Here is a 24,482-nt window from a genome sequence, read left to right as displayed (position 1 = left end):
TAGTCGGCTGGGAAGAACTCGACGCTATCGATGTTGGGTTGGCTCATGCCAAAGGCACGCGGTCGCCGCCGCCCATCGTGCCGTTAATGGACACATCGCAAAACTACGATCCGCTCACGCGCATGAACTGAGATTTCCGGCACTTCAATCGTCAGCCGCGCCGCGAACGATAGCTGATTGCTTGATTTAACGACGAGGTTTCTTCGCCCAACATGATTAAGCCCTTGAAAGGCTCGGCCTGCTCACCTACCTGATTTTTGCCGGATGCCACAATCGGATCCAGGCACGGGAACGACGTTCGCTGATGTCGTACCGGGTGCGGTTCATATCGCTTCGCAAGGAGGATGTGTTCCGGGTCTGCCCGAACCCTCTTTCTCGCGTGTGCGCGATCAACCGTCTCGGTCTTGGCCGGTGGTCATCTCTTCCCCAACGCCTCCGATGGATTCTGGCTCCGGCATGAGCGTGCATGGCGCATAGTCCAGCACATATGTGACCGCGAATCGAAGGAGGATGCACATGCTGTTATCAGATTTCGGCCGCGTGGGGTTCGACCCGTTCTTGGAAATGCGGCGCATGCAACAAGAAATGAATCAGCGTTTGGCCGGAATGACGGCCGCAACCGCCCCAGAATTTCCGCCAATCAACCTTTGGGCGGGCGAGGAGAGTGTGGCGGTGACCGCTGAGTTGCCCGGGTTGGCGCCGGGCGATGTCGACCTCACGGTCCGCGACAACACGCTGACATTGAAAGGCGAACGCGGATCCCCGACGACCGAGGACGAGAAGTCTGTCTGGCACCGACACGAGCTCCCGTATGGTAGCTTCTCCCGGACTGTACAATTGCCATTCCGCGTCGATCCGGAGCAGGTCGAGGCTCGCTTCGCCAACGGGTTACTCGAAGTCGAACTGCACCGGCCGGAGGCGGATCGGCCGAAGAAGATCCAGATCAAGGGATAAGGAGGCGAAGATGGCTCAAGAACTGAAAACGACCGAGCGCCAGGTCCCTAGCAAAGTTGACGGCAGCGAACGGACCCGTTCGCGCCCGGTTTTTGTCCCTCGGGCCGATATTTATGAGACACAGGACAATGTTGTCCTTCTCGTCGATATGCCCGGCGTCGCTTCGGATGGGGTCGACATCACGCTCGAAAAGCGGACACTGGCGATCCGCGGCTACGCGGCGGACCAGCCGCACGAGAACTATCGACAAGTCTACGCCGAATATGCCTCGGGCGATTATGAGCGTGTCTTCACTCTGTCTGAAGACATCGATCGGGACGGTATCGAGGCATCCCAAAAGAACGGCGTCCTGCGGCTGGTCATCCCGAAGGCCGCACCTGCAAAGGCGAGAAAGATCCAACTCAAGATGGCCTAGTTCGTTTGGGAAAAAGGAGGTTGGCAATGCAGATCAGAGACCTGATTCCCTGGGGTAACAACAATAAGGGAAGCGAAATCGCAAAGCGGGACGAAGAAAATCCCGTCTTTTCCCTGCAGCGCGATGTAAACCGCATCTTCGAGGATTTCTGGAAGCGGTTCGATCAACCGTTTGGTGCTTTTGGTCGCTGGGATGCCGGCGGCCCGCGAACGGATATCGCCGAGACCGAGAGCGCGCTTGAGGTTTCGGTGGAGCTTCCGGGACTCGCTCAGAAGGATGTCGATGTCTCGCTGACGGACAGCGCACTCACGATCAAGGGAGAAAGGAAGAGCGGGCGAGAAGAGAGCAAAAAGGGCTATCACTTAGCGGAGCGATCATACGGATCGTTTTACCGCTCTATCCCGCTACCTTCAGGTGTCGACACTGACAAGGTCAACGCCGAGTTCAAAAACGGCGTTCTGACCGTGACGCTGCCGAAGACTCAAGAAGCACTGTCGCGCGTAAAAAAGATCGAGGTGAAGGGTACCTAACGTCAAGAGATGCGACGGAATAAATCCGTCGCATCTCTTATGCTGCAGCCGTTCCAGGCTACCTTTTAGACAACCTTCGAAGCACAAAAGGCGAACATGAAGAAGCGCTTTGTGTGTTTTCGACGTCCGTGGATTTTGCTCCGTTCCGGGGGCTCCGGCAGGCATTCTAATGGCTGGGATGGGCCCTGTAACCGATCGGCAGATCCGGTATCCTGACCGGCGATAGCGGACTTCTGTGAGGATTCGAGATCTGGCCCGATAAGAGCTTGATCGAAATCGCGCCGAGGAGAGGTCGATTTCCTTCCAGCAAGTGCCTGCCGTTTGACAATCTCCTAGCGAATGCTTGAGATACATTTCGGGCTGAAAGCTTCTACGTGACCGCAAGCCGCAGCGAACGGCTTATGTTGCGATTTTTTGACTTACTTCGGGGGGGAAAAGCGTGCCCATTCAAAGCCTTCATACATACCTTGTCTATCCCGGCAAAGGTGCCGAGGAGATCGACGCCATCAATGGTTCGGCCGTTTCTTTACAGGGTAAGCTCTTCGACCTGCTGGAAGAGGTCTACTTGCGCTCGGATAACGAGTGCACGATCGACGTCGCGTTCAACCAGGGAGCGGACGGCAGCCAGGCAACCCGTGCCGAACGCTTCTAGTCGATCACCTCACCAACCGGACCATCGACACCGGCCGTCTCGTAGCCGAGCGGCTGGCGCGTCACACCACCAAACGGTCAGGCATTGGTCTGCTGTTTCTTGTAGCGGGCCAGGACGGCCAAAACCGCAAGATCGTGGTGTCGCGCTTCCCCGCCCACATCGCCGTGTTGGCGGAGGCAGAAGCGGCAACCCTGAACCTCGCCTTTCTTGAGCGCGTCTTTTATGAAAAACGCATATTCATACAAGGCGGTCGTCTACCAGCACACGTCGCTGACTAATGGCTTCTGGACGGGCCGGGCCGTCGACAAACAGATCGAAAGTCGAGAGCGTGAAGTCTCTCAATACTGGATCAACGACTTTCTCGATACTGGATCAACGACTTTCTCGATTCCGGCCTTCGAACTACCCCTACGCGCGGGAGGCGCCGGCTTGCGCTTGCGCTGAAAGCAGCAGCAAGCAAATCCAAGGACGTAACCGTTAAGAGCGAGATCGCGTCGGCAGTCACCCTCAGGCCCAGGTTTGCAGGGACAGACCACGAGCGTGAACGGCTTCCTTGACCACTTCCACTTCTCCGAGCCTACTCGCAACGCGCCTTAGCGGATAAAGGATCCGGCAATCCAAGCTGAAAATTTCGTCTTCGACGCTCCCGTCTTCACCGAGCAGGTTCCTTACCGCACAGTGGAGCTGAGCTCCGGAGCCGTGCTAACCGCGCCATCGGCCGAATTTGATGAGGTCTTCACAAAGGAGCCGATCCACGCTGAAGTTGGCGGAGAATACAAGTACTCCACTGTAGGTTCCGTCGTGACCGAGAAGGTGGCGAGGTCAAAATGATGGACCTTCGAACTGCGTATGCGAACCGACACGCCAGGCGCTGATACCAGTGGCGACAGCGCTGATCGGCAATCTGACGGAGTCTTTGCGGGCACCCCTCGCATTGACCGAGTGACCGCACGTCCAAAGTCAGTCGATCGCTTCACGGGTAAGGCGGGGAAGAAGGATGGCGACAAGCTGAAATACGATGACCCGCTCAACCAGATTCAAGATCAGATTGGCGCGAGTGGGAATGGCTTCGCCCTGCGCGTTTGAGGCTGCAATGGCGAACTCGAAGTCTTTATCGGCCATGGATGTCGAAATCATCCGATCGGCACTCCACACCGAAATCCGCGAAAGCAACCTACCGGAAAGCGAGTGGCGGTTCACGCCGCCAAACTGATCCAGGAATTTACGAGCTCGCACACTATCGATCCCGAATTGCTGAATTGGATTGTGCGGAATGAAAAGCCCCAGCGCTGAGGAGATCGGCGCCGGGGCTATCAGGTCATGTACTCAGTACCAGCATGTCCGAGCATTAGCTTGGGCTAATATCGTGAACGATTAGTGAAATGGCCGCGTCGGACCACCCGGGTCGATGGCGATGGCATTTTTCGACGGACCCAGCAAATTAGCAGGAACTGATGAGCCTGATGCGGGTTATAGCATCCGCGTCGGGCCTGAATTGGTGTTGGGGTGGGGTCCGGTTTGCATTGCCACCCAAGGCAGACCGGACAAGGAGGCCCGTTGTCGGAGCGCAGAGCCGGCAACGGGCCTAAGTGGCGGAACCTGTTCGCTGATAGGGGAACTGGCATCAGGAATCACATGCGTTAAAGCTGACGGCAGGTCGCCGTTGCAAATGGGCCTTGCCTCGTTGGTTCCCTCACCGGCGAGGCGAGACCCGGCCGGATAGTCTCATGTGTCACGAGCATGATCCTAGCAGGCCGGGCCTCTTCCGGCGGCGACGCGAACCTCACCCGTCCGGGTGAGGCCCTAGTCGGGCATTTTGACAAGCAACCTCGCCTCGCGCGTGAGCGAACTCCAATTCAGGCCCACGAGAGAGACGAGGTAGACCGCCTGGGCTTCGGTAACGCCAGCCTCTCTCGCGAGCCTTTTGAGCGTCGCCGATTCCTTGTCGTCAGCTTCCATGGCTATCGGGCTTCAATGTGGGGGCTTCGGTTGGAGGAGCCCGGCATCGATGCTTTCAGGCAAATGCGGATGCGTCGGCGCCTTGATCGATGCCGTTGTTATAGCGTCGGGTGGCAATAGGAGGACCATTCTCGCTTTACCTTCCTCCGGCCATAGCGGCTTCCCTGCCAACAGAAACACCATTGAGAGAACGCACAGCATCAGAAGGGCGGCAAAGAAGTTCGCGATGATCTCGCCGAGTTGCATGCGCTGCTCCCGCCTAAAATGAACACCCGCCGCATCGCAGGAAGCGGCGGGTGTTAAACAGACCGGCGGTGAAGGGACGTTCCCGCCGGTCCCCATGCCAATGCGATAACAGGCTATATGTTTCAGCGCGCGGACCGATGCGGAGGAACATCGGACTTCAGTCGCAATTGCACCTGCTTGTATGAATCGGACACTCTGCATCCGCGTTGGCCGAACCACCCCCCGTGCAAGGCACCGACGCAAGCCCGGCTTGCCCTGTGCCGTTCCAACCGCCAAAAGCAAGCCGGGCTATTTTGATTTTAGTATGGCCAGATGCTCCCGGCTCAATGCCAGCGCCTCACCCAAGAACGTCAAGAAGGCCCGCTCTTTCGGGCTTTCCTGTCTGGCGACCGCAGCCAGAGCCTCCGCCACCCGTTCCTCAATCTCCCGGATGTGCTGCTCAACCCTCCCGATGTCTCTCTCGACGTTCATCCCCGATGATCTGTGGCAGCCTTAACAGATGGCCAGGCCAGCCACCGCATAGTCGGTTCGCTTATCCGAGGCGCTGAGAAGGCAGCGCGTCGGAGCGATTGTGCGTTCGCAAGTGCTTATGCTTTTCGAACAGAGCGAGCTTGTCGCCATAACCAAGCCTCAGCGTGGCTCCGCACTGTTCGCATCGAAAGGTGGAGATCACCCGGAACCAGGAGCCCTTCCTGATGATCGGATGATTGCAATTGGGACACTCGAATCTGAGCTCCAAGTGACGCATATCGTCGGGTAAAGGCATTGGGGTCCTCCAGACGACCGTCTTGCCGGGAATATGACGAACAACTAAAATGCGTTAGCGTTCCCCCGTGAGACCTATGAGGTTTGTCGTTAGGACATTGGGTGGCCCGTGGGCTGGACTGAAGGTCCGGACTAAGAAAATCGCGGAACTTGGACTGGCGCCACAGGTTTACAAGTGCCTGTTTGCGCATGTTGTCCGCTCTAAGCCGCAATCAGGCGACACTTCAGCAACTGCCCGTTGGTTCTGCCAACGGGCATTTTTTCGATGTGCGAGTGCTTCCGCTGGGCGGGCGGTAGTGCGACGTGAGACCAAGCTAGAACGCCAAAAGCATATTCGCGCGGAGAAGGAATTCCGCCTCCGGTTCCTCGTGCGGGAAACGGGCATCACGCAGGCCAAGCCCGCGAGATCATCGAAATGATCAACACCACCCTGATCCTCGACCACTGGGATGATTTGCTCCATCTGGCAGCGTCGATCACGATCCGATCCGTGGTGCCGTCCACGATCCTGAAGAAGCTCTCGGCATCTCCGAAGGAAGGCCAACTCGCAAAGGCGCTACGGGAACTCGGCCGGATTGAGCGCTCGCTTTTCATGATCGAATGGTCCTCAAGTCCCGCGCTACGCCGGCGTTGCCAGGCCGGCCTCAACAAGGGCGAGGCTGCGCACAAACTCAAACGCGCGGTCTTCTTCCACGAGCGCGGCGAACTCCGCGACCGATCGTTCGAAAGCCAGGCGTTCCGAGATTCCGGCCTCAACCTCGTCGTCGGTGCAATCGTACACTGGAATACGGTCTATCTCGATCGCGCGGTCACACAGCTCAAACGATCGGGAAGGAACGTTCCAGATCCACTGTTGAAGCATGTCTCGCCGCTCCAGTTGGGAGCATATCAACCTGGGACAGCGAGCAACATCTCCCGGAAGGCTTCAGGTCGCTCCGCCTGCCCAGCTGGTCTACGGCGTGCCGCATAACGTTCCCGCTCCGTTCGACCTTAGCGTACGTGTGTGGAAGGCTCCCGCGTTGAGGGGAATTTGGTTCGGTCGTGCAGCGCATCTCGAGTGCAGTCGTGTGTCCGGCCTTTGATGCAGCCATCTTTCGACTGCTGGCCTTGAAGGGTTCCGCCAGGATTATGCCCCCAATCGATTAGACGGACTTTGAGGTCCGCTACGCTAAACGGGTTCGGCTGATCCTTGGGATCGAGTTGCTGCCTTCACTTACCTCTTTCGCCTCATACCTCGAACGGCCTCAGCTGCTGGTGTGCTGCACCGCTCTCAGTTCATTGATTTCGTACTCACCGCCACGCCGCATGATCGACCATGCGATGCGGGCCATCTTGTTGGCAAGAGCAACGGCGACAACCTTCGGCGGCCGACGCCGCAGCAGACCGCTAACCCAACTCGACCCTCCGTCTCCGTCGCGGCGAACGTATCGCAGCACCGATGTCGCACCGAGGATCAGCAGCTGCCGGATATATCGATTTCCTTGCTTGCTGATACGGCCGAGGCGCGACTTGCCTCCCGAGGAGTTCTGTCTCGGCACCAAGCCAAGCCAGGCAGCGAAATGCCGACCTGAACTGAAAACCTCCGCGTCAGGAACGATCGAAGCGAGCGCCGACGCCGTGACGAATCCTACCCCGGGGATGGTTTCCAGCCGGTTCGAGAGATCGTTTCGGTAATGCCAGGAGATCAGCTTCTTCTCGATCGCCTGAAGTCGCTGAGCCAGGTCACAGACCAGCCTGGCCAGTGCTTCGAGGACAGACCGGGCAAGCTCGGGCAGCTCGGAACGTTCGCCTTGCGCAAGTTCCCGGACGACACGGGCGATTTGACTGATCCCGGCTCCGGTAGAAATGCCGAGCTCCGCGAGATGAGAGCGGATCGAATGCATGAGCATCGTCCGCTGCTTAACCAGTAGCGCTCTCGATCTATGCAACATCGCTGCTGACTGCTGCTCTACCGATTTGATCGGCACGAAACGCATCGTCGGGCGCATCACGGCCTCACAGATCGCCTCAGCATCCGCGACATCGTTCTTCTGCCGCTTGACATAGGGTTTCACATAGGCCGGCGGCATCAGCCGCACATCGTGTCCAAGGGCCGAAAGCTCGCGCTCCAGTAGTGGGCAGTGCCGCACGCCTCCATCCCAATCAAGCAAGGCTCCAGCTGCTCGAAGAACTTCAACATCTGCTGGCGTCGCAACTGTCGCCGGACGATAACATTGCCGGCGGCATCAATCGCATGAACCTGAAACACCGACTTCGCAAGGTCGATGCCGACAGTAGAAATCTCTTCCATTCGAACGCTCCCTGTTTGTCCATCCTAACCGATGCCAACCTAGCACCGGCGGAGCGGGAGCCTTCCATCCCATCGATTTTGAACAGCTCTTGTTCCGACCCCAACCGCCCCTGGGTCGTCGGTGCTCACGTTTGGCAAATGTTCTGCCGTCGATCGGTCCAGAAATTTCAAAGCGCGCGCTCATGCGGGGGAAAGCCAGCCGCGATCTTAGGTTCCTTTCGCAATGGCGTTGCTATCGAAATCGATGCAGCATCCGTGGCGGCTCCATCTCGACTGGCGGTGGCATCGTCGCCAAGGCGCATGATCGGCATCATCATCACCGCACGGCCATTCGCGCAGCGCCTCCAGCGCCATGACACAGATCTTCTAAGATCATGGCAAGCGCCACCATCACCACACCACGGTTGTCGTCAAAGACCTTTTGGAACCGCCGCGTCTCCTCATCGTTGAAGGCGAGGCTCCATAACTTCAAGCGAAAACTACGCGTGACCAACGGCTCGACCTTGATAGACGTGCGGCTTGAGAGAATTTATGGGCCAACTTTCGAATTGCTGGCGCTCGGGCCATTGCTGGCTGTCGCAAATGCCGTGGCTGCCGCGCTTTGCATTGCACGGCCTAAGCAATGACCGATGTCAGCTCGGAAGTTGAGCGAAAGCAAAGCAACACGGTTGCCAAGGGGCCTTTTCAGCGTTTCCTCCGCACAATTGGCCCCGGCTTCATCACCGGCGCCTCTGATGATGACCCCTCAGGGATAGGCACGTATAGCCAGGCCGGTGCCCAACTCGGGTTCAACATCGGCTGGACGATGCTCTTCACTTTCCCGCTTATGGCCGCGATCCAGGAGATTGCGGCTCGGATAGGGCGCACCACGGGAAAAGGGATCTCGGGCAACCTTTCTCGCTATTACCCTGCCCCTCTCCTTTATCTCGTGGTGATCCTGCTATTTTCCGCCAATGTGATCAACATAGGCGCCGACTTAAGCGCGATGGCTGATGCGCTCGACCTTCTGATCGGTGGGCCGCGCGCGGTCTATGTCCTGGGGTTCGCGTTGGTCAGTGTGGCGGCAATCGTTTTTGTCAAATACAGCCGCTACGTCAAAATTCTCAAATGGACCACGCTTAGCCTGTTCGCCTATGTCGTGGCGATGTTCGCCGCAAAGGTTGCATGGGATGAGGCGGCCAAGGGTGTGTTGGTCCCACATATCGAATGGAACGGCACTTTCTTAACCACGCTGCTTGCCATCTTTGGCACAACCATTTCACCCTACCTGTTTATCTGGCAGGCCTCGCAGGAGGTGGAGGAGGAAAAGCTTGACCCCTCAGCCAAGCCGCTGAAATGGGCACCGTGGCAGGCTCGAAAGGCGTTTCAGCGCATTCGCGCCGATACTCTGGTCGGAATGGCGTTGTCCAACCTTATTGCCATCGCCATCATCTTCACTACTGCTGCGACGCTTCACAAGGCAGGTGTGACCGATATTTCTTCGTCGACGGCCGCGGCCAAGGCATTGGAGCCGGTGGCCGGCAAACTCGCGTTCGTCATCTTTGCAGCGGGAATTATCGGGACCGGGTTATTGGCCGTGCCGGTGCTGGCGGGGTCGGCCGCGTTCGCCGTCGGGGAGGCTTTACACTGGAAGGTTGGATTGACCCGGGAACCAAAGGAAGCGGTGGCCTTCTATGGAACGCTTGCGACGGCCGCAGCTCTTGGCACCGGCATCATGTTCACGCCGATCGATCCGATCAAAGCGCTGTACTGGAGCGCCGTGATCAATGGCATATGTGCAGTTCCGGTGATGGTCGTCATGATGCTGATGGCGGGCCGGGCCGACATCATGGGCGACTTCCCTATTCGAGGCTGGTTGCGTTCGCTTGGTTGGCTGTCGACCCTGTCGATGGCGCTTTGTGTGATTGGGCTGGCGGTGCAATGGCTGATGTGAATAGGAGCGCAAAAATGCCAAAGCAGATAGAGCAATGGGCGCGCACCTGAAACCTGTCGCCATGTTAGCGTGGTCCTGCGGGTAGAAGCCGTACACCACTGCGGCTTCCGCTATTGGCTCGCTCTTCGGAGCGAGCCACTTTTCAGAGTGGTTGCAAGTTGCATGGTGCGCGATGCTGCCGTCTCGTTCACCGGCGATAATCAGAGAAAATGCGACGACTGGATCGCGCACGTCAATGCTGGGTTGGCCTACCGTCGTCCGCCGGCCGGACCACCGGTGGGCGGCCTTTAGACTAGCGCCGTGACCGGCGGGCATCGTGAATGGCTGGAAGGGGGCCGTTTCCAGATTGTCCGCTTCTGGCCGGCGACGTCGGCAAACAAGGCGACCAGCTATCCGGGACAGTTGTCGGGTGGCCAGCAGCAACGCGCTGCGATTGCCCGTGCCCTCTGCATGAACCCAAAAGTCCTGCTTTTCGACGAAGCGCGTCGTAGGGTATCAGCGCCTGATTGATGTCGAAGCCGGCAGACTCATTCCAGAAGCCGAATGAATCGCGCATTGCGGCAAGTTGGTGTCGAGCATCCAAAATGACCTTGTCGCTTCGCTGCTGACGTTCATAGCCTGCTCCGTCCTCACACTAGGGATTGCAGTGGGAGTTGTGGGTGATCGTGACCGGCTACGTCCTCATGGCTAGGTGCTCTTGAGCGTTCCGTTCATCCCGTTCGGATAAAAGCCCCCTTGGTCACACCGGATCGATCGGTCAGATAAACAATGCGCAGAACCTCCTGCGGCGTCCTTGTGAAGGCAATCGCATCCGGCGTTGAAGGAACGAAGTTGGCCTTACCGTCGACGCGAATGCCCTGGTCTTTATCATCGGGCCCGTCGATCTCTTGTCGCGTGCGTCGGAAATCGCATTCGCCGCCTTCCAGGCTTTCTCGCCCATGCGATAGAGCGACGACCTCGCCATACCCATGTGATAGGCTTCGACCGCGAGAATTCCGGCGGCGGCAGCCAAGAATTCCTTATTCTTCAGGACGGTTGCCGCGCCGGCATAGGCGGTGACACCGACGTCCTCGAACAGCATGCCGCCGAGGATGAAGTTCATCTGGTTGCCGAACGGGTCGAAATCGGCGCCGAGGCCAGCTGCCTTGGCGACCGCCGCAAAGCCGGCATCGAAATCGATCGCGGGCCGGTCCACCGCATTCGACGCAAGTGTCTTGCGACAGAATCTGACATGGGCAAGTTCGTTTTCCGCGACCTCACGCATGAATTCACCGAGCGCGGGCGTCTCGAAGGAAACCTTCTTGCCGCCGATCACGTCCCCGGGCTTGGAACCGACGTCCGAGTCCTCGATGCCTTTTCCCGTGGTGCCGCGGAGATAGCATTCGGCCTCCATGTATTCGAGGTTGAGCGCAAACCGAAAAATGTCTTCGTCCCTTATGTCATCGTCTGCGTGAGCAGGCGAGATCGTCGCCAAGTTGGGTGCCAAGGCCGCTCCGATGCCGAACTGCAATGCGCGGCGACGGGAGAGAAAAAGCTGAGGCGCTGCACTGAACATGGCTTCGACGGCAGTTGTTTCGGCAGCGCGGCCGGATATAAGAAGGCTCGAGGGGACTCAAATTGGCTCGGTGCACCGCTGCTTGTCGCGGAATCCTGACTCTTCGGGATGCGCCTGGGCTATTCAGGTTGAGCTCCGGCAGGCACTTCCAGATTGGCTTGTGGCCGTGACGACGCGGATCTGATCTGCCAACTAAACGGCCCGAGACTGGTACCACTGGTTCTTCTTCGCGCAGCCCGACAAACCGGAGCGGGCCATACTCGCCGATCCCGTGGCTTGGTACAGCACTCTGAGGTCAGAACTGATGGGCCGCGAGGCCTATGATGAGTTGGGGTCCCTCATTCATGACTCCGACGTGGTCCATCGTATGATCGAAGACTATCGTGCAGATCTCAGGATCGACCACACCATGACCGCGAAGATCGGGCGGCTGGCCGAAAGGTGCGCTGTCTAATGCTCTGCCTCTGGTCCCTCGACGACGACCTCCAACAGATCTATGGGGATCCAATTGATGTCTGGAAGAGCTGGGCCGAAGACGTTCACGGCAATGGAATTAAAAGTGGGCACCACATTGCCGAGGAGAATCCCGCCGCTCTCGCAGCGGCGGTAGCGGCTTTCTGTGGTCATTCATGACAAACTGAGGATCGTGGAGCTGCCTGCCATCCATGGCGCGGTGCCTAAATTGCGTCTTGCGGCGCGTTCATCTTTCGAACGTTGCGGGCAGACGCTTCCGATGCACCGCCTTGTTGAGCACGCATCCGACCACAGGAACGAGGTGTCTGGCCGAGCGTTGTTCGTGAGGTGTTGGAGACGGTAGGTGTGATGAGTAGTAACGAGCGAGACGAACGCGCAAGGCGGGCGGCCGACGAAATCATCACTAGGGAGCGGGAGGAGCGCGCAGCGAAAACGGCCCGGCTGAGGGAAGCGCGGTTAGTCCGGGAATCCCAACACCCACCGACCTGACGCGAAGCCGAGTTCCACTAGGCGCAGGCCGAAATAGGAATTCGTACGCCAACCTCCGATTGTTTGTATGCAAAGGATCTTTTGCGCGCTATGATGCAGCCTGCCGTAGGGGAAGAGTATGGCTGCGCACGAAGATCATTCTGTCGAGATACTCAGAGAAGCCAAATGGGCGGTGCGGGTAACCGTCTATGGCAGCACCTTGACCTTCCCCTTCGAGGCAGAGGACTACGCTCGGTCCTATGCTGACGGTCAAGCGTTCCGTCTTGGCGTTCAGGTGACCGAGTTCAAGAAATCGGCCTAAGCGCTTCAAGGGGCCCATGCCCTCGTGGATCAACGTCGCCGGGAGCGACCAGAGGTCCAGGAATCGCTCGCTCACCTTGGCACTCGCCGCCCGCTTGCAGCCGCTGACCGCGTGCAGACTTTAGCGGTCAAATCAGCAACACGAGCACCTCGGCGAGCCGGTGCTCTGAGGTGGGTTTGCCAACGTTATGCACTCCTGCCAGAAAAGGGCCACCGGCGAGTTCTGGCCAGTCATAGGCACTGGCCACAAGAAAGGAATGCCGAGGCTGCTCAACATAGGCGACAGGAGTGACAACCTCATTGCCGAGATTGATATCCAGCAGCGCGACCGAAGGCAGTTCCTCTTCCAGCAAGTGCAGTGCGTTTGCGACGGTCGCAACTGGACCCAAAACTCGCCCCCGCGACGCTCCAGCATGGCTTTGAGGTCCGCCGCGATCAGAAATTCGTCCTCAACGATCAAAGCGGTCTTCTGCACCAGCCCTCAGCCCGGGCGAGCCGCCCTTTCGAGTGGGATGACGATCTCAGCCGCGTCGTATCGCCTCGCTTTATATCGGCAGGCGAGATGGCGACCGGCTGCTTTATGCCGGGAAGGCGCAAAACGGCTATACCCTTGAAGCAGCTCGGCGTGTTCGGGAACGGCTGGACCCGCTCATCATCGACAAATCGCCGTTGTCGGAAGTCATCAAGAAGCCCAAGGCCTTGCAATCACCTACAATCTAGGCGGCCGAGTGGAACAGACGTACCACCCTCATGGTTTGGAGACTCAGTCACCGAGCGTTTCGACGAAAGCGACAATGGGGAACGTGTCGCTCTTGACGCACTTCACCTTGCATGGTCGAACACATCATTGCCGCTAAGCTCCAAGTGCTCGGCATACGTGGGAGCCGTTTCCGTCAGCAGGCTTTGAAGGGCAGCCTTGCGCTTTCTCAGCGGCTGTTGTCGAAGATCGCGGCCGTTGAGGTGCAAAAGATCGAACGCAAAAAAGATGAGCTTCGTCGAGTTTGGATTGCCCAGTTCTCGCGCGAGGGCTTGGAAGTCCGGCAGGCCAGTGGCTGCTGAGTGGCTGCACGAGATCAAATACGACGGTTATCGAACAGAGTTTGTCATCGAGGGCGGGGAGGCGCGCGTATACGCGCCGAGGCTACGACTGGTCGCACCGGTACAAGCGCATAGTCCAGACGGCTGCGAACCTACCGGTCAAGTCTGCGATCCTTGATGGAGAGGCGGTAGTCCTACGGCGACTCACGCCCCCGTGGTTATGTTGCGTGGGACGGGCGAACGATCCCCTTCATACGCCTCGACCGTAATCCGCCGCACAGTTCAACTCACCTCTCTTCCGGACGTCGCTGTCACTATTTAGATCCAGATCGCTGCACAGAAATCCACCCGCATGTCGCGGGCGCTGTAGGTGGGCGTGGTCATGAAAAGCGACACTCTCTCCTATCCTCCTCGCGGCCTCTCACGCGAGGAAGCGGCCCGATATGTTGGTGTCGGCATAACCAAATTCGACCAGATGGTTGCTGACCGTCGCATGCCGAAGCCGAAGAAAGTTGACGGCCGCGTGATCTGGGATCGGCTCAAACTCGAAGCTGCGTTTACCGAACTACCTGGAGACGATGAAGAAAACATCGTCGACTTCCTGTTGCAAGGGAATCATCGCAGGGAATAGACTCATATCTGCCATGACCGACAAATATCCCGGCCTCTCCTCCTACACCGATCGCCACGGCAAAGTTCGCTGGCGCTACCGGTCAAAAGAGCGTGTTGTTAGCCTGCCGGCCCCCAATCAACCTGGTTTCAAAGAAGCCTACCAAGCAGCAGTCGAGGGCCGGAAGGTCACAAAGGCCGCTGTCGTCCGCATGCCCGGAGCTTCCCTGCCCGGGACGTTTGGAGCCGCCTTTCAACGGTTGAAGATCTCCGTCAAATGGCTGGCCCTTGACGATGCAAGCAAGCGCAAGAACTCGCGGCTGATCGAGGAGTTTGTAGATCTGCGAGTCGTCGCCGATCACCCGCTCACCTGGCACGACGTGCCGGTCAAGAATCTTAGACGCATCCACGTCGAAGAGCTTCTTGGCCGCTTCATCGCCACGCCCCATAAGGCCAAGCATCTGTTGGTGGGCATTCGCAAGCTGGTCTACGTCGCGCTACGACAAGACTGGATCGAGATTGATCCGACAGCGGCGGTCGAGTGGCGGCCCGCCTATGCCGGCTGGAAAGCATGGTCGCGCGAGGCCATGGCGCAATTCGAAAACCGTTGGCCGCTCGGCACCGCGGCACGCACTTGTTATGGGTTGGCGCTTTGGCTCGGCAATCGCCGGGGCGACGTCGCGGGCCTGCGCTGGGACCAGAGGGTCACCCGCCGTGTCTTCATCGATGGCGTCGAGCGACACTTCGATGGGTTTGACATCGTTCAGGCCAAGAATAAGGCACGAACCGGCGGCAAGCGGCTCTTCGTGCCGATCACACCGATGCTGTCCGAGATCCTGGATGCGGCCGATCGGCGTGCCGAGACTGTTCTGGTCAACGGCTACGGTGAGCCGTTCTCCGCCAAGTCGCTGACTGGAATGATGGCGCATTGGTGCAAGCTTGCCGGTCTGCCCAAGGGCCTGACTTTACACGGGCTGAGAAAGTCGCTTGGCGTTTATCTGGCGGAAGCAGAAGCCTCGACCAGGCAGCTCATGGACGTGCTCGGCCACGACGATATCGACCATGCCGAGCTCTATTCGCGCGAGGCATCGCAGGTCCGGCTGGCGGTCCAAGGGATGGATCGAGTCGTGCGCCTCGTGACGCGCAAGCCGATGCTTGGCGAACCTATTGGCGAACCTCGTGGCGAACCATCCTATAAAGCCTTGATAAATAACGATAATGGTGGGCCCGGAGGGCCCCATAGCCGACGATGGCGACGAGCAGCTGACCGATCACCACGCCCTTGACGCCGCGGATGAGGCCAAGCCTTATGCCGGCGAGGATTTCCGGCAGCGACGCCCAGAGAATGATTTTCAGGTACAACGCCCGCCGCGTGGCGCCATAGCAGCGCGCGATCTCGATAAGCGACGGCGAGATGTGCCGGACGCCGGCGCGGGTATCGAGCACGATGATCCAGATCGCGAACAGGAACACCGCCGCGACGATCGTCCTTTCGCCGAAGCCGAACAGGATCATCAGCACGGGCACCAGCGCCGAGAGCGGGGCACTGGAAAAAATGTTGACCCACATACCGAGCAAATCGTCTGCGATCTTGACGCGGCCCATAAGAATGCCGAGCGGCACGCCGATCACGACCGATAGCGCTGTACCGGTGAAAAAGGCACGCAACGTCGTGACCGTCGCGCTCTGCCAGGAGGGCGTCTGCACCAGACCGACAGCTGCGCTCAGCACCTCGCTGAGTGGAGGCAGCAGGAAAACCAGGCCGAGCCTGCCGACAATCTCCGACATTGCGCACCAGACAAGCAGCGACGCCATCATCGGTGCACGGTAGCCGAACAGGATCATCTCAGGGCCTCATTCGGCATATTGCTTCAACCCCTGCCAGATTTCCTGGACGGTATCGAGATAGTGCTCGTCGCGATGGATGAGGTCCGGGTCGCCGGAGCGGTCGATCTCAGGCTCTATGATCTGCGAAACCCTGCCGGGCCGGGGCGACAGGAGCACGATGCGGTCCGATATATAGACCGCCTCCTCGATCGAGTGCGTGACGAAGATGAAGGTCTTGCTCTGATTGCTGCGCAACCTGATCAGGTCCTCCTGAAATTTTCGCCGGTTCTGCTCGTCAACGGCCGAGAACGGTTCGTCGAGAAGCAGCACGTCGGCATCAACCGCCAGGGCGCGCGCCAGACCGATGCGCTGGCGCATGCCGCCCGAAAGCTCATGCGGATATTTGTTCTCGAACCCGGCGAGCCCAACCTCGGCTATGTAGTGGCGTGCGATGTCCTCACGTTCGGCTTTTGGCTTGCCGCGCAGTTCGAGCCCGAAAGCCACGTTGCGGATCGCTGTTGACCACGGCATCAACGCAAAATCCTGGAACACGAACGCGCGTTCGGGGCCTGGCACGCTGACCACCTTGCCGTCGACCGTGATTGTGCCGGCATTGGCCTTGATCAGCCCAGCGATGATCTTGAGAAGCGTCGTCTTTCCGCACCCGCTCGGGCCGAGAAGGCTGGTCAGCTTGCCGCGTGGAAAGTCGAGATCTATGCCGCGCAGTGCCTCGGTGCTGCCGTAGCTCTTGGAGATTCCCCCCACCTCGACGATCGGATCGACTGGAGCGGACATCGAAAAGGGTTCCTTCCTCAGCATGGCGGCGCGCATCTCAGGTTCTCCTTGCCTCGGGCCTGAAGACGCGCAGCTCGACCCATTGCAGGGCAACCAGCGTCAGGGTCGAAAACGCGATAATCGAGGCAATCGTCGCATACATCTCGGCATAGTCAGCGCGTGAACGGTGAAAGGTGATCAAGTCGCCGATCCCGGTCGGCGTGATCAGCAATTCGGCAAGCACGACACCGACGAAGCCTGCCGCCACACCCAGCCGCAGCCCCGCGAAAATGACCGGGCTGGCGTCAGGAAGAATAATCCGCGTGACCACTTGCCAGCGAGTTCCGAGGAACGAGCGGCACATGACGATGAGCGACTCGTTGACGTTCCGCACCGCCTTGTAGGTGTTGAGCACGATGACCGGCAAAGCCAGTATCGTCACGGCTAGCGTCTTGGCGGTGATGCCGATGCCGTAGACAAAAGTCACCATCGGGATGAAAGCCGCGACGGGCGCGGCCTGCAACACGATGAACACCGGGATGACAAACCATTCACCGGTGCGCCACAGGCCGCACAGCGTTCCGAGGCCGACGCCAAGGAAAGCCGACAGCACGATTCCGAGCAGCAAGGGTTGTAGCGTCGAGACGTAGGCCATCGGCAGGCTGCCGTCGGCGATCAGGCCGATGAAGGCGGTGAACGTGGCAGAGAAAGTCGGAAATGCAAAGCTAACCGGTATGCGGCCGGTGATTTCCCATATGCCCGCAAAGAGGGCGATCGAAACCAGCCTCAAGAGAACTGGCTGGTCCTGCCATCCGCCCACCTCGCTGCGCGCCGACGGGCTAGCAAGGCCGACGGCCTCGCTCTCCGTCTTGATGCCAGTCGCCATTCGCCTGACCTATTTCTTGCCGAGCTTGGCCACGGCGCGGTCGATAGCCGCGACATCCCAGAAATCCTCGACCTTGAGGGATGCCGGATCGCCTTCGATCTGACCGGCAAGACTGAAGAACGCAAAATCGTCCGCTGCGGCCTCCGCCCCGCCGCCGTTCAATACCAGACTGCCGGCGCCCGCGGTTTCTTTGTAATATTCCGCGATCTCCGCATCGGCCTCGCCGCCGAGGTCGGGCAGCAGCTTGTATTTGTTGCGAAACTCGACCGCAACGGCGGGGTTCTCGGTGATCTCGCGCGCCGTCTTCATCAGTTCCTCGACCAGGATATCGACATCGGCGGCATTGTTCTTCAGGTAGTCGGCGGTTGCGAACAATCCTTCATCGGTGGCGCTGAGATCATCGACAGGCAGCACGATGAACTTGCCGGGCGCCTCCGCCTCGAGAGCGCGCCGATTGGCCGCGTCGACGATCGAGGCTTTCAGCGTACCCTGGATAAGGGCGTTGCGCCGGACCTCGGAACCTGGGACATAGCTGATGGTGCCGAGTTTGATGCCGTGGGTCTTGGCCATCAGCAGCATGACGGCCTCGGTGCCGGAGCCCCGCGCCTGCACCGCCACGTCCTGGCCGTCCAGATCCTTCCACTCCTTGTAGAATTCGCTGTTGACGACCGGAAAGAAGCGCAGCGTCGATATCTGCGCAAACAGACGAATAGGCACGCCCGCTTTCTGGATCAGGGTATAGGGCGCGCCGACGCCCACGTCCGCTTGGTTGCCGACGATGGCTTGCGCCGCCAGGTCTTCATCATTGAGAATGATCAGTTCGACGTTTACTCCGCGCTCCTTCGCGCGTTCGATGGCGGTGAGTGTCTGGATGGATTCAATTCCCGGCAAATCCCCGAACGCGATGCGCATATCGCCTGCGCTGGCAGCGTCGACCGACATTGCGCCGCCGATGGCCGCGGCGAGCGCCGTTGCGAGGACGGCTCGCCTGGACAAGTTGGTCATGTTGCATCCTCCCATTTTTTGTAACCAATTTTGCAAATGGTTATGGTTTTTGGTCAGATTGGTCAAGCGATAATTCGCTTTCAGCTGGAATCGGCGGGATTTCCAGCCAGCAATTCGGATATTGACGGCTTCGCGCTGCCGATTTATCACCAAGCGGAATCATCAATCGACGAATTGGTTAAACCAATGGATGTTATCGGAGACGGCGGCCACGCTGCGCTGGTGCAACTTCAGGCATACCTGGCGCAGATGGACCTGTCCGGCGAGACGCGACTGCCGGCCGAGCGGGAGCTTTGCGAAAGTCTGGGTGTTTCGCGTGGCGACTTGCGCAAGGCTCTGGCGGTGCTCGAAAAGGACGGCCGAATCTGGCGCCATGTCGGCAAAGGCACCTTCGTCGGAAGCGGCCCGATCGAAGAGACGATCGGCATTTCCGAAATCGCCGGGCGCACCAATCCCGCCGATGTGATGCGCGCGCGCCTAATCATCGAGCCGGAAATCGCGCGCGAGGCAGCACTGCACGCGACGCTTGACGACATAGCCGCGATGCGGAAATCGCTCGCCCAGACGCGCGAGGCGGCGACGTGGCGGCAGTATGAGAACATCGACAATGCACTTCACCGGCAGATTGCGCAGGCGAGCAGAAACAACGTGCTGCTCGGCCTGTTCGACGTGCTGAACGCGGTTCGGCGAACCGTGGTGTGGGGCCGCCTGCGTGCCGATGGCGCGCGCCCCCCTGCCGACCATCATAGTTTTGCCGATCACGAGAAGATCGTGGAAGCCATCGCCGAGCGCGATCTTGCAGGCGCTGCAACCGCCATGCGCCAGCACCTGCTGCAGGTCGGCCGACGTCTGATTCCAGCCCATGAGGCGGCTGAATAGCCCGACGCATGCAGCTGCCGGCCTGCAACGCACTGGCGGAGCTTCCCGCCTGAGCGAGCGTGGCCCTCAATAGCCGAGCGCCAACCCGTCCTTGCGTAAATCGGAGGCGCCGGTCAGCGTGCCCTTTTCCCAGTCGATCAGCACGGCCTGCCCGCCGCCAAGTGGATGGTCGGCCTCCACCACCTGATGGCCTCTGCGCCGCAGGCCCTCGACGGCATCGGCGCGCACGCTGCGCTCGGCTTCCACCGTATCGTGATTGTAGAAGACACGCGGCGCATCCAGCGCCTGCTGCGGGTCCATGCCGAAGTCGATCATGTTGGTCAAAAGATGCACATGGCCGAAGGGCTGGTAGCCGCCGCCCATGACGCCGAAGGGCATCACCGCGCGGCCATCCTTGGTCATCATGCCGGGCATGATCGTGTGCATCGGCCGCTTGCCGGGCGCTATCGCATTCGGATGTCTGGGATCGAGCCGAAAACTGGTGCCGCGGTTCTGCAGCACGATGCCGGTCTTCGGGCCGACGACGCCGCTGCCGAAGGAATAGTAGGTCGAGTTGATGAAGCTCACCGCATTCAAGTCGCGATCGACGACGGTGATGTAGACCGTGTCGCTGCCCGGGAGCTCCAGGCGCGGCAGACCGGTCATGGCGCGCTCGGGATCGATCGCGGCCCGCAGCCGGCCGGCATAAGCGCTGGAGAGAAGCGCCTTTACGGGCACCGCGACATGATCCTGATCGGCAAGCAAGTCGTCGCGATCGCGGTAGGCCAAACGACCGGCCTCGATCTCCAGATGCAGCCGTTCGGCGCCGTTGGGATCGAGCGCACCGAGGTCGAAGCCCGAGAGCACGTTCAGCATCAAGAGCGCCGTCAGGCCCTGGTTGTTCGGCGGCATCTGATGGATGTCGTAGCCATCATAGGAGGTGCTGATCGCGGTCTTGTACTCGCCCCGCGTCGCTGCGAAGTCGTCCAAGGTGTGCAGGCCGCCGAGCGCGCGAAGCCGTCCGACCAGGTCCTCCGCGACTTCGCCTTCATAGAAGCCGGCGCGACCCTTTCTTGCGATTATGCGCAGCGCTTCGGCGAGTTCCGGCTGGCGATGCACGTCGCCCGCCCTTGGGGCCTTGCCGCCGGGTAAGAAGATGCGCGCCGCCACTTCGTCGGCCGACAGATCGGTTTCGGGATCCTCCCAATCGAAGGCGACTCGGTCATGCACGACATAGCCGTTTTCGGCATAGTGGATGGCCGGAGCGAGCGCCTCGGCCATGCCCTTGCGGCCGTGGTCTTCGAGCAGCCGGCACCAGGCGTCGACGGCGCCGGGAATGGTGACCGCGTGCGGGCCCTGCTTCGGCAGTTCGCCAAAACCTTTCTCCAGATACCAGTCGACCGTCGCGGCGTTCGGAGCGCGTCCCGAACCGTTGAAGGCAATCACATCGCCCTCGCCCTTAGGGCAGTAGAGCACGAAGCAGTCGCCGCCAATGCCGGTCGATTGCGGCTCGACCACCGCCTGCACTGCGGCGGCGCAGACGGCGGCATCCATGGCATTGCCGCCGGAGCGCTGCATGTCGATGGCGGCAAGTGTGGCCAGCGGATGCGAAGTCGCGGCCATTGCTTCGGTGGCGCGGACCGGCGAGCGGCCTGGGAAATGGAAATCACGCATGTTGTTTTGGCTGACCTCGATGGATTGCGATGGCCACGGCGCGAGGCCGCGCGGCAGAGCACGATAGCGGAAGCGAGCACGACGGCAATGGACCAGCACTGATCCATGGGCCGCCACGCGGGGATTGATGAAGCCGGCGGCGGAAGATGCTCGTTGAACCCGGGGGAGATCAGTTCGCCAGCATGGGGCAATTGGCACCCCGCCGCAGGCTGACATGCGCGATGTCGCCGACGCTGAATTGAAAGCCGTCGGCGCGGCGCGGAGCATCGATGACGATGGAGGTCCCCCGGCCAAGCTCTGCGTGAAGGCGCAGGGTGCGGCCGTGAAAGACAATGCCACTCACGCGCGCGGGCGCGGTGCCGGCGGCCGCCTCGGTGGCTGCGAGCAGATCCTCCGGGCGCACGCCGATGATACGGGTGTCACCCGCCGCCGGGGTTTCTCCACTGTCCGAGACCGCCTCCAACGGCAGCTCGCCGGCGGCGAAGCGCAAACGCTCGCCGTCGCGGGCGACAAAGCGCGACTGCAGAAGGTTCATCGTGCCGATGAAGGAAGCGACGAACCTCGTCGCTGGACGATCATAGAGGGTCGCGGGCGGCGCGATCTGCTCGATGCGGCCCTTGTTCATGACCACGATGCGATCGGAGATCGACAGCGCCTCGGTCTGGTCGTGGGTGACCATAACGAAGGTGGTGCCGAGACGCGACTGCAGTCGCTTCAACTCGACCTGCATCTGCTCGCGCAGATGTGCATCGAGCGCCGACAGCGGCTCGTCGAGCAGCAGCACGCGCGGCTCGCACACGATGGCACGGGCGAGCGCGACGCGCTGGCGCTGGCCGCCCGAGAGTTCGGAGACGCGGGCGCGAAGCTTGTCGGCAAGCCCGACCATTTCGAGCGCTTCGCCAACGCGCTTGGCCTGCTCGGTTCCGGACAGTTTGCGCACCGACAGGCCGAAGCCGACATTGGCCGCGACGTCCATGTGCGGAAACAGCGCATAATCCTGGAAGACGGTGTTGACCGGCCGGTCGAAGGGCCTCAGGCCGGTGATGTCGCGGCCTTCGAGCAGCACATTGCCGCTGGTCGGGCTCTCGAAGCCGGCGATGACGCGCAGGCTGGTGGTCTTGCCACAGCCGGAGGGGCCGAGCAGCGTCAGGAACTCACCCTGAGCAATTTCGAGATCGACGGCGTCGAGACCGACGATGCCGCCTGGAAAGACTTTCGAGACTCCGTCCAAACGCACCAAGGCGTCCCGCAATTCCGGGCGGAAAACCCTCTCACCCTTTTCCGGGGATTGCTCGGTGGCATCAGGCGCCATCGCGCACCTCGGACGGCTTGGTGGTGTTGACCCAAAGGATCTGGCAACGCTCGGAACCGAGGTTGCGGAAGGCATGCAGCAAGGTGCTCTTGAAGGCAAAACTGTCGCCGGCCTTGAGCACATAAGTGGTCGCATCGACCACGAGTTCGACCTCGCCCGCCATCACGAAGCCGAATTCGTGGCCGGCATGGGCATAGGCTTCCGCGGTGCCACCGCCGGCCTCGACCGTCACCAGCATACCGGTGAGCGCGGCTGCGGGCGGCGAGAGCAGCGCCTTGGCGACGCCTTCCGATTTGACCGGAATCGAGCGCCGCTTTTCCGCCCGCACGCAATAGAGGTCGTTGACCGCGTCATTGCCGTCGGCAATCAGCGCCGAAGCCTCGATGTCGAGGGCTGCCGCCAGTGGCCAGATCACCTTGACGCGCAGCGAGGACATGCCGCGCTCGATCTGGCTGAGCGCGCCGATCGAAATGCCGGCTTTGGCGGCGAGTTCTGCAAGCGACAACCGGCGCTCCAGCCTCAGCGCCCGCACCCGGCGGCCGACGCGCACATCGGCATCGTCCTTCGGCCTTTCGGCGGCTTCTTCCGCTATGTCCATCGTAATCCTCGTTGCAGTACTTCGGCCATCGGCTACCTTCAGCGCTCACTAACAGGCGTCGGCACCGCCCCTCACCTGCCTGCCGGCATCCTCTCCCCGTATAGTGACGGGGAGAGGGAAGCTGTCAGCGGCGGTTTCGCCAATTGCCGGCGCCGCAGGACTGGCGCCGGCATTTCGGCCAGCCCCTTCTCCCCGTCACTATACGGGGAGAAGTGCCCGGCAGGGCGATGAGGGCAGCGCCAGCTTCTGCCTTCAACCCGACGCTCAGCCGCCGGCCTTCACCTTCTCGAACATCTTGGCGACATCGTCATTCTGCTTCATCGGTCCGGTGAAGATGGTGGTCTTCAGCATCACGTCGGGATCCGCAGGCAGCTGCAGCTTGTCCAACTCCTCCTTCGACACGCCGGCGAAGGCGGTCGAGAGCGAGCTGCCATAGCCGTAGGACTGGATCAGATACTTGCCCGAGTCGGCGTCGAGCCGGCTGTTGATGAAGTCATAGGCGAGATCGACGTTCTTGGCGTCCTTCAGCATGACGAAGCCGCAGGCCCAGGTGAGCATCCCCTCCTTCGGCTTCATGAACTCGACCGGAACGCCCTGCTTCTTCAGCGAGGTGGCGGAGGCATTCCAGGTCATGGCGGCGACCAGCTGGCCGCTCGCCAGCGCCTGCTCGACCGAGGTCATGTCGGTGGTGTAGCTGGAAAGCAGCGGCCGCTGCTCGCGTAGCTTTTCCGCCACCTTGTCCATCTGCTCCGGCGTCATATCGAACGGATTTACGCCGGCCAGAAGCGCCGCGACGATCGGGGTATCATGGACGGCGTCGATGGTCGCCATGCGGCCGGCATATTGCTTGTCCCACAGAAGATTCCAGCTCGCCTCGGGGTTCTTCACCAGGTCGGTGCGGTAGAGGATCGAGGTGTTGCCCCAGTCCCACGGCACCATCCAGACCTTGCCGTCGCCGGCCTGCAGGTCGGGCAGGTTCTTGAACACCGGGAAGATCGAATCCCAGTTCTTGATGCGCTTCGTGTCGATCGGCTGCAGCAGTCCTTCCTTGTTCCAGCGCGCGACCTTGTCATAGCAGGGATGCGCGATGTCCGGCCGGAATCCGGCCTTGACCTTGGTAAAAGCATCGTCGTCATCGCCGAAGATGGTCGCCTCGACGGCGTCCGGATGCGCGGCCAGGAAGCTCTTGTTGAAGTCGGGGAGCTCGTAACCCGACCAGGTGAAATATTGCAACTTGTCGGCGGCAAAAGCGACCGTCGACGACAGCGCCAATGCCAGTGCGGCAAGACCGGCCCGCGCCTTGTGTCCGGTGATCGATTTCAGGTGGAATGTCATTTTC

The 24,482-nt window shown here is 60.3% G+C and carries 23 protein-coding genes and 7 pseudogenes; 14 read left to right on the top strand and 16 right to left on the bottom strand.

Annotation, left to right across the window (positions count from 1 at the left end):
* Nucleotides 1-516: 516 nt before the first annotated feature.
* From EN818_RS29255 to EN818_RS29240, 4 genes are all read left to right on the top strand, one after another.
* The gene (locus tag EN818_RS29255) at nucleotides 517-954 is read left to right on the top strand and encodes an Hsp20/alpha crystallin family protein (RefSeq protein ID WP_135906148.1); all 438 of its coding nucleotides are present in this window, start codon (nucleotides 517-519) and stop codon (nucleotides 952-954) included.
* A gap of 10 nt (nucleotides 955-964) precedes the next feature.
* Nucleotides 965-1,369 carry an Hsp20/alpha crystallin family protein gene (locus tag EN818_RS29250; protein WP_135906147.1) on the top strand — a complete coding sequence of 135 codons (405 nt, stop codon included), beginning with the start codon at nucleotides 965-967 and terminating at the stop codon, nucleotides 1,367-1,369.
* A 26-nt stretch (nucleotides 1,370-1,395) separates the two neighbouring features.
* Nucleotides 1,396-1,899 (top strand): Hsp20/alpha crystallin family protein, encoded by a 504-nt coding sequence (locus tag EN818_RS29245; protein ID WP_135906146.1) that lies wholly within the window; start codon nucleotides 1,396-1,398, stop codon nucleotides 1,897-1,899.
* Between the two features lie 439 nt (nucleotides 1,900-2,338).
* Nucleotides 2,339-2,551, top strand: a complete 213-nt coding sequence (locus EN818_RS29240; RefSeq protein WP_135906145.1) for a hypothetical protein — start codon at nucleotides 2,339-2,341, stop codon at nucleotides 2,549-2,551.
* Between the two features lie 77 nt (nucleotides 2,552-2,628).
* Here EN818_RS29240 and EN818_RS32940 read toward each other — a convergent pair whose 3' ends face one another.
* From EN818_RS32940 to EN818_RS29230, 4 genes are all read right to left on the bottom strand, one after another.
* On the bottom strand, nucleotides 2,629-2,796 hold the full coding sequence (locus tag EN818_RS32940) for a hypothetical protein (RefSeq protein WP_189523872.1): 168 nt from the start codon (nucleotides 2,794-2,796) through the stop codon (nucleotides 2,629-2,631).
* 715 nt (nucleotides 2,797-3,511) lie between these two features.
* Complete coding sequence (locus EN818_RS32935) at nucleotides 3,512-3,688, bottom strand: hypothetical protein (RefSeq protein ID WP_189523871.1); 177 nt, start codon at nucleotides 3,686-3,688, stop codon at nucleotides 3,512-3,514.
* 834 nt (nucleotides 3,689-4,522) lie between these two features.
* The gene (locus EN818_RS29235) at nucleotides 4,523-4,756 is read right to left on the bottom strand and encodes a polymerase (RefSeq protein WP_135906144.1); all 234 of its coding nucleotides are present in this window, start codon (nucleotides 4,754-4,756) and stop codon (nucleotides 4,523-4,525) included.
* Between the two features lie 288 nt (nucleotides 4,757-5,044).
* Nucleotides 5,045-5,227 (bottom strand): hypothetical protein, encoded by a 183-nt coding sequence (locus tag EN818_RS29230; protein WP_135906143.1) that lies wholly within the window; start codon nucleotides 5,225-5,227, stop codon nucleotides 5,045-5,047.
* 712 nt (nucleotides 5,228-5,939) lie between these two features.
* Here EN818_RS29230 and EN818_RS29225 point away from each other — a divergent pair.
* Nucleotides 5,940-6,544 (top strand): annotated as a pseudogene (locus EN818_RS29225) (Tn3 family transposase); the annotation flags it as partial.
* 221 nt (nucleotides 6,545-6,765) lie between these two features.
* Here EN818_RS29225 and EN818_RS29220 read toward each other — a convergent pair.
* Nucleotides 6,766-7,811, bottom strand: a pseudogene (locus EN818_RS29220) (IS110 family transposase).
* A gap of 374 nt (nucleotides 7,812-8,185) precedes the next feature.
* Here EN818_RS29220 and EN818_RS29215 point away from each other — a divergent pair.
* From EN818_RS29215 to EN818_RS29205, 3 genes and pseudogenes are all read left to right on the top strand, one after another.
* The gene (locus EN818_RS29215) at nucleotides 8,186-8,437 is read left to right on the top strand and encodes a hypothetical protein (protein ID WP_135906142.1); all 252 of its coding nucleotides are present in this window, start codon (nucleotides 8,186-8,188) and stop codon (nucleotides 8,435-8,437) included.
* Nucleotides 8,434-9,744: a divalent metal cation transporter gene (locus tag EN818_RS29210; protein ID WP_135906141.1), complete on the top strand. Its 1,311-nt coding sequence runs from the start codon at nucleotides 8,434-8,436 to the stop codon at nucleotides 9,742-9,744. Before EN818_RS29215 ends, EN818_RS29210 begins: the two co-directional genes overlap by 4 nt.
* A 375-nt stretch (nucleotides 9,745-10,119) precedes the next feature.
* Nucleotides 10,120-10,227: pseudogene (locus tag EN818_RS29205) on the top strand (ATP-binding cassette domain-containing protein); the annotation flags it as partial.
* Nucleotides 10,228-10,431: 204 nt separating this feature from the next.
* On the opposite strand, the pseudogene EN818_RS29200 reads toward EN818_RS29205, so the two are convergent.
* Nucleotides 10,432-11,299, bottom strand: a pseudogene (locus EN818_RS29200) (ferritin-like domain-containing protein).
* Nucleotides 11,300-11,498: 199 nt separating this feature from the next.
* Between EN818_RS29200 and EN818_RS33940 the strand changes: the two are divergent.
* A pseudogene (locus tag EN818_RS33940) lies at nucleotides 11,499-11,932 on the top strand (alpha/beta hydrolase); the annotation flags it as partial.
* A gap of 448 nt (nucleotides 11,933-12,380) precedes the next feature.
* Nucleotides 12,381-12,563 (top strand): hypothetical protein, encoded by a 183-nt coding sequence (locus EN818_RS29190; RefSeq protein WP_135906140.1) that lies wholly within the window; start codon nucleotides 12,381-12,383, stop codon nucleotides 12,561-12,563.
* Between the two features lie 127 nt (nucleotides 12,564-12,690).
* On the opposite strand, the gene EN818_RS34510 is transcribed toward EN818_RS29190, so the two are convergent.
* A complete protein-coding gene (locus EN818_RS34510; RefSeq protein ID WP_348631424.1) occupies nucleotides 12,691-12,915 on the bottom strand; it encodes a hypothetical protein in 225 nt (74 codons plus the stop codon).
* A 91-nt stretch (nucleotides 12,916-13,006) separates the two neighbouring features.
* On the opposite strand from EN818_RS34510, the pseudogene EN818_RS29180 reads away from it, so the two are divergent.
* Nucleotides 13,007-13,261: pseudogene (locus EN818_RS29180) on the top strand (hypothetical protein); the annotation flags it as partial.
* Between the two features lie 123 nt (nucleotides 13,262-13,384).
* On the opposite strand, the gene EN818_RS33935 reads toward EN818_RS29180, so the two are convergent.
* Entirely contained in the window at nucleotides 13,385-13,528 is a 144-nt protein-coding gene (locus tag EN818_RS33935; RefSeq protein ID WP_245518919.1) for a hypothetical protein, read from the bottom strand.
* A gap of 454 nt (nucleotides 13,529-13,982) precedes the next feature.
* Here EN818_RS33935 and EN818_RS29165 point away from each other — a divergent pair, with 454 nt between their 5' ends.
* Both EN818_RS29165 and EN818_RS34505 read left to right on the top strand, forming a co-directional pair.
* Nucleotides 13,983-14,231, top strand: coding sequence for a hypothetical protein (locus EN818_RS29165; RefSeq protein ID WP_135906139.1), 249 nt, complete (start codon nucleotides 13,983-13,985; stop codon nucleotides 14,229-14,231).
* A pseudogene (locus EN818_RS34505) lies at nucleotides 14,179-15,285 on the top strand (tyrosine-type recombinase/integrase); the annotation flags it as partial. The gene EN818_RS29165 and the pseudogene EN818_RS34505, both read left to right, overlap by 53 nt.
* Before the next feature lie 88 nt (nucleotides 15,286-15,373).
* On the opposite strand, the gene EN818_RS29155 reads toward EN818_RS34505, so the two are convergent.
* From EN818_RS29155 to EN818_RS29140, 4 genes are read right to left on the bottom strand one after another with little or no spacing between them, the layout of a single operon-like run.
* Nucleotides 15,374-16,054, bottom strand: coding sequence for an ABC transporter permease subunit (locus EN818_RS29155; RefSeq protein ID WP_245518915.1), 681 nt, complete (start codon nucleotides 16,052-16,054; stop codon nucleotides 15,374-15,376).
* Between the two features lie 9 nt (nucleotides 16,055-16,063).
* Nucleotides 16,064-16,831, bottom strand: coding sequence for an ABC transporter ATP-binding protein (locus EN818_RS29150; protein WP_135906137.1), 768 nt, complete (start codon nucleotides 16,829-16,831; stop codon nucleotides 16,064-16,066).
* Nucleotides 16,832-16,868: 37 nt separating this feature from the next.
* Nucleotides 16,869-17,696: an ABC transporter permease gene (locus EN818_RS29145; protein WP_135906136.1), complete on the bottom strand. Its 828-nt coding sequence runs from the start codon at nucleotides 17,694-17,696 to the stop codon at nucleotides 16,869-16,871.
* A gap of 9 nt (nucleotides 17,697-17,705) precedes the next feature.
* Nucleotides 17,706-18,701, bottom strand: coding sequence for an ABC transporter substrate-binding protein (locus EN818_RS29140; RefSeq protein WP_135906151.1), 996 nt, complete (start codon nucleotides 18,699-18,701; stop codon nucleotides 17,706-17,708).
* A gap of 186 nt (nucleotides 18,702-18,887) precedes the next feature.
* Between EN818_RS29140 and EN818_RS29135 the strand changes: the two genes are divergently transcribed.
* On the top strand, nucleotides 18,888-19,580 hold the full coding sequence (locus tag EN818_RS29135) for an FCD domain-containing protein (protein ID WP_095805789.1): 693 nt from the start codon (nucleotides 18,888-18,890) through the stop codon (nucleotides 19,578-19,580).
* 66 nt (nucleotides 19,581-19,646) lie between these two features.
* Here the strand turns inward: EN818_RS29135 and ggt are convergent, their stop codons facing one another.
* The 4 genes from ggt to EN818_RS29110 form a co-directional block, all read right to left on the bottom strand.
* Complete coding sequence (gene ggt, locus EN818_RS29130) at nucleotides 19,647-21,233, bottom strand: gamma-glutamyltransferase (RefSeq protein WP_135906135.1); 1,587 nt, start codon at nucleotides 21,231-21,233, stop codon at nucleotides 19,647-19,649.
* Nucleotides 21,234-21,402: 169 nt separating this feature from the next.
* Entirely contained in the window at nucleotides 21,403-22,473 is a 1,071-nt protein-coding gene (locus EN818_RS29125; RefSeq protein ID WP_348631425.1) for an ABC transporter ATP-binding protein, read from the bottom strand.
* Nucleotides 22,474-22,534: 61 nt separating this feature from the next.
* Nucleotides 22,535-23,143: a cupin domain-containing protein gene (locus EN818_RS29120; protein ID WP_129553110.1), complete on the bottom strand. Its 609-nt coding sequence runs from the start codon at nucleotides 23,141-23,143 to the stop codon at nucleotides 22,535-22,537.
* A 264-nt stretch (nucleotides 23,144-23,407) separates the two neighbouring features.
* Entirely contained in the window at nucleotides 23,408-24,478 is a 1,071-nt protein-coding gene (locus EN818_RS29110) for an ABC transporter substrate-binding protein (protein WP_135906133.1), read from the bottom strand.
* Nucleotides 24,479-24,482 lie beyond the last annotated feature (4 nt).

Source organism: Mesorhizobium sp. M3A.F.Ca.ET.175.01.1.1 (assembly GCF_004791945.1).
Taxonomy (GTDB): Bacteria; Pseudomonadota; Alphaproteobacteria; order Rhizobiales; family Rhizobiaceae; genus Mesorhizobium.
This window is presented reverse-complemented; position numbering and strand designations above follow the sequence as displayed.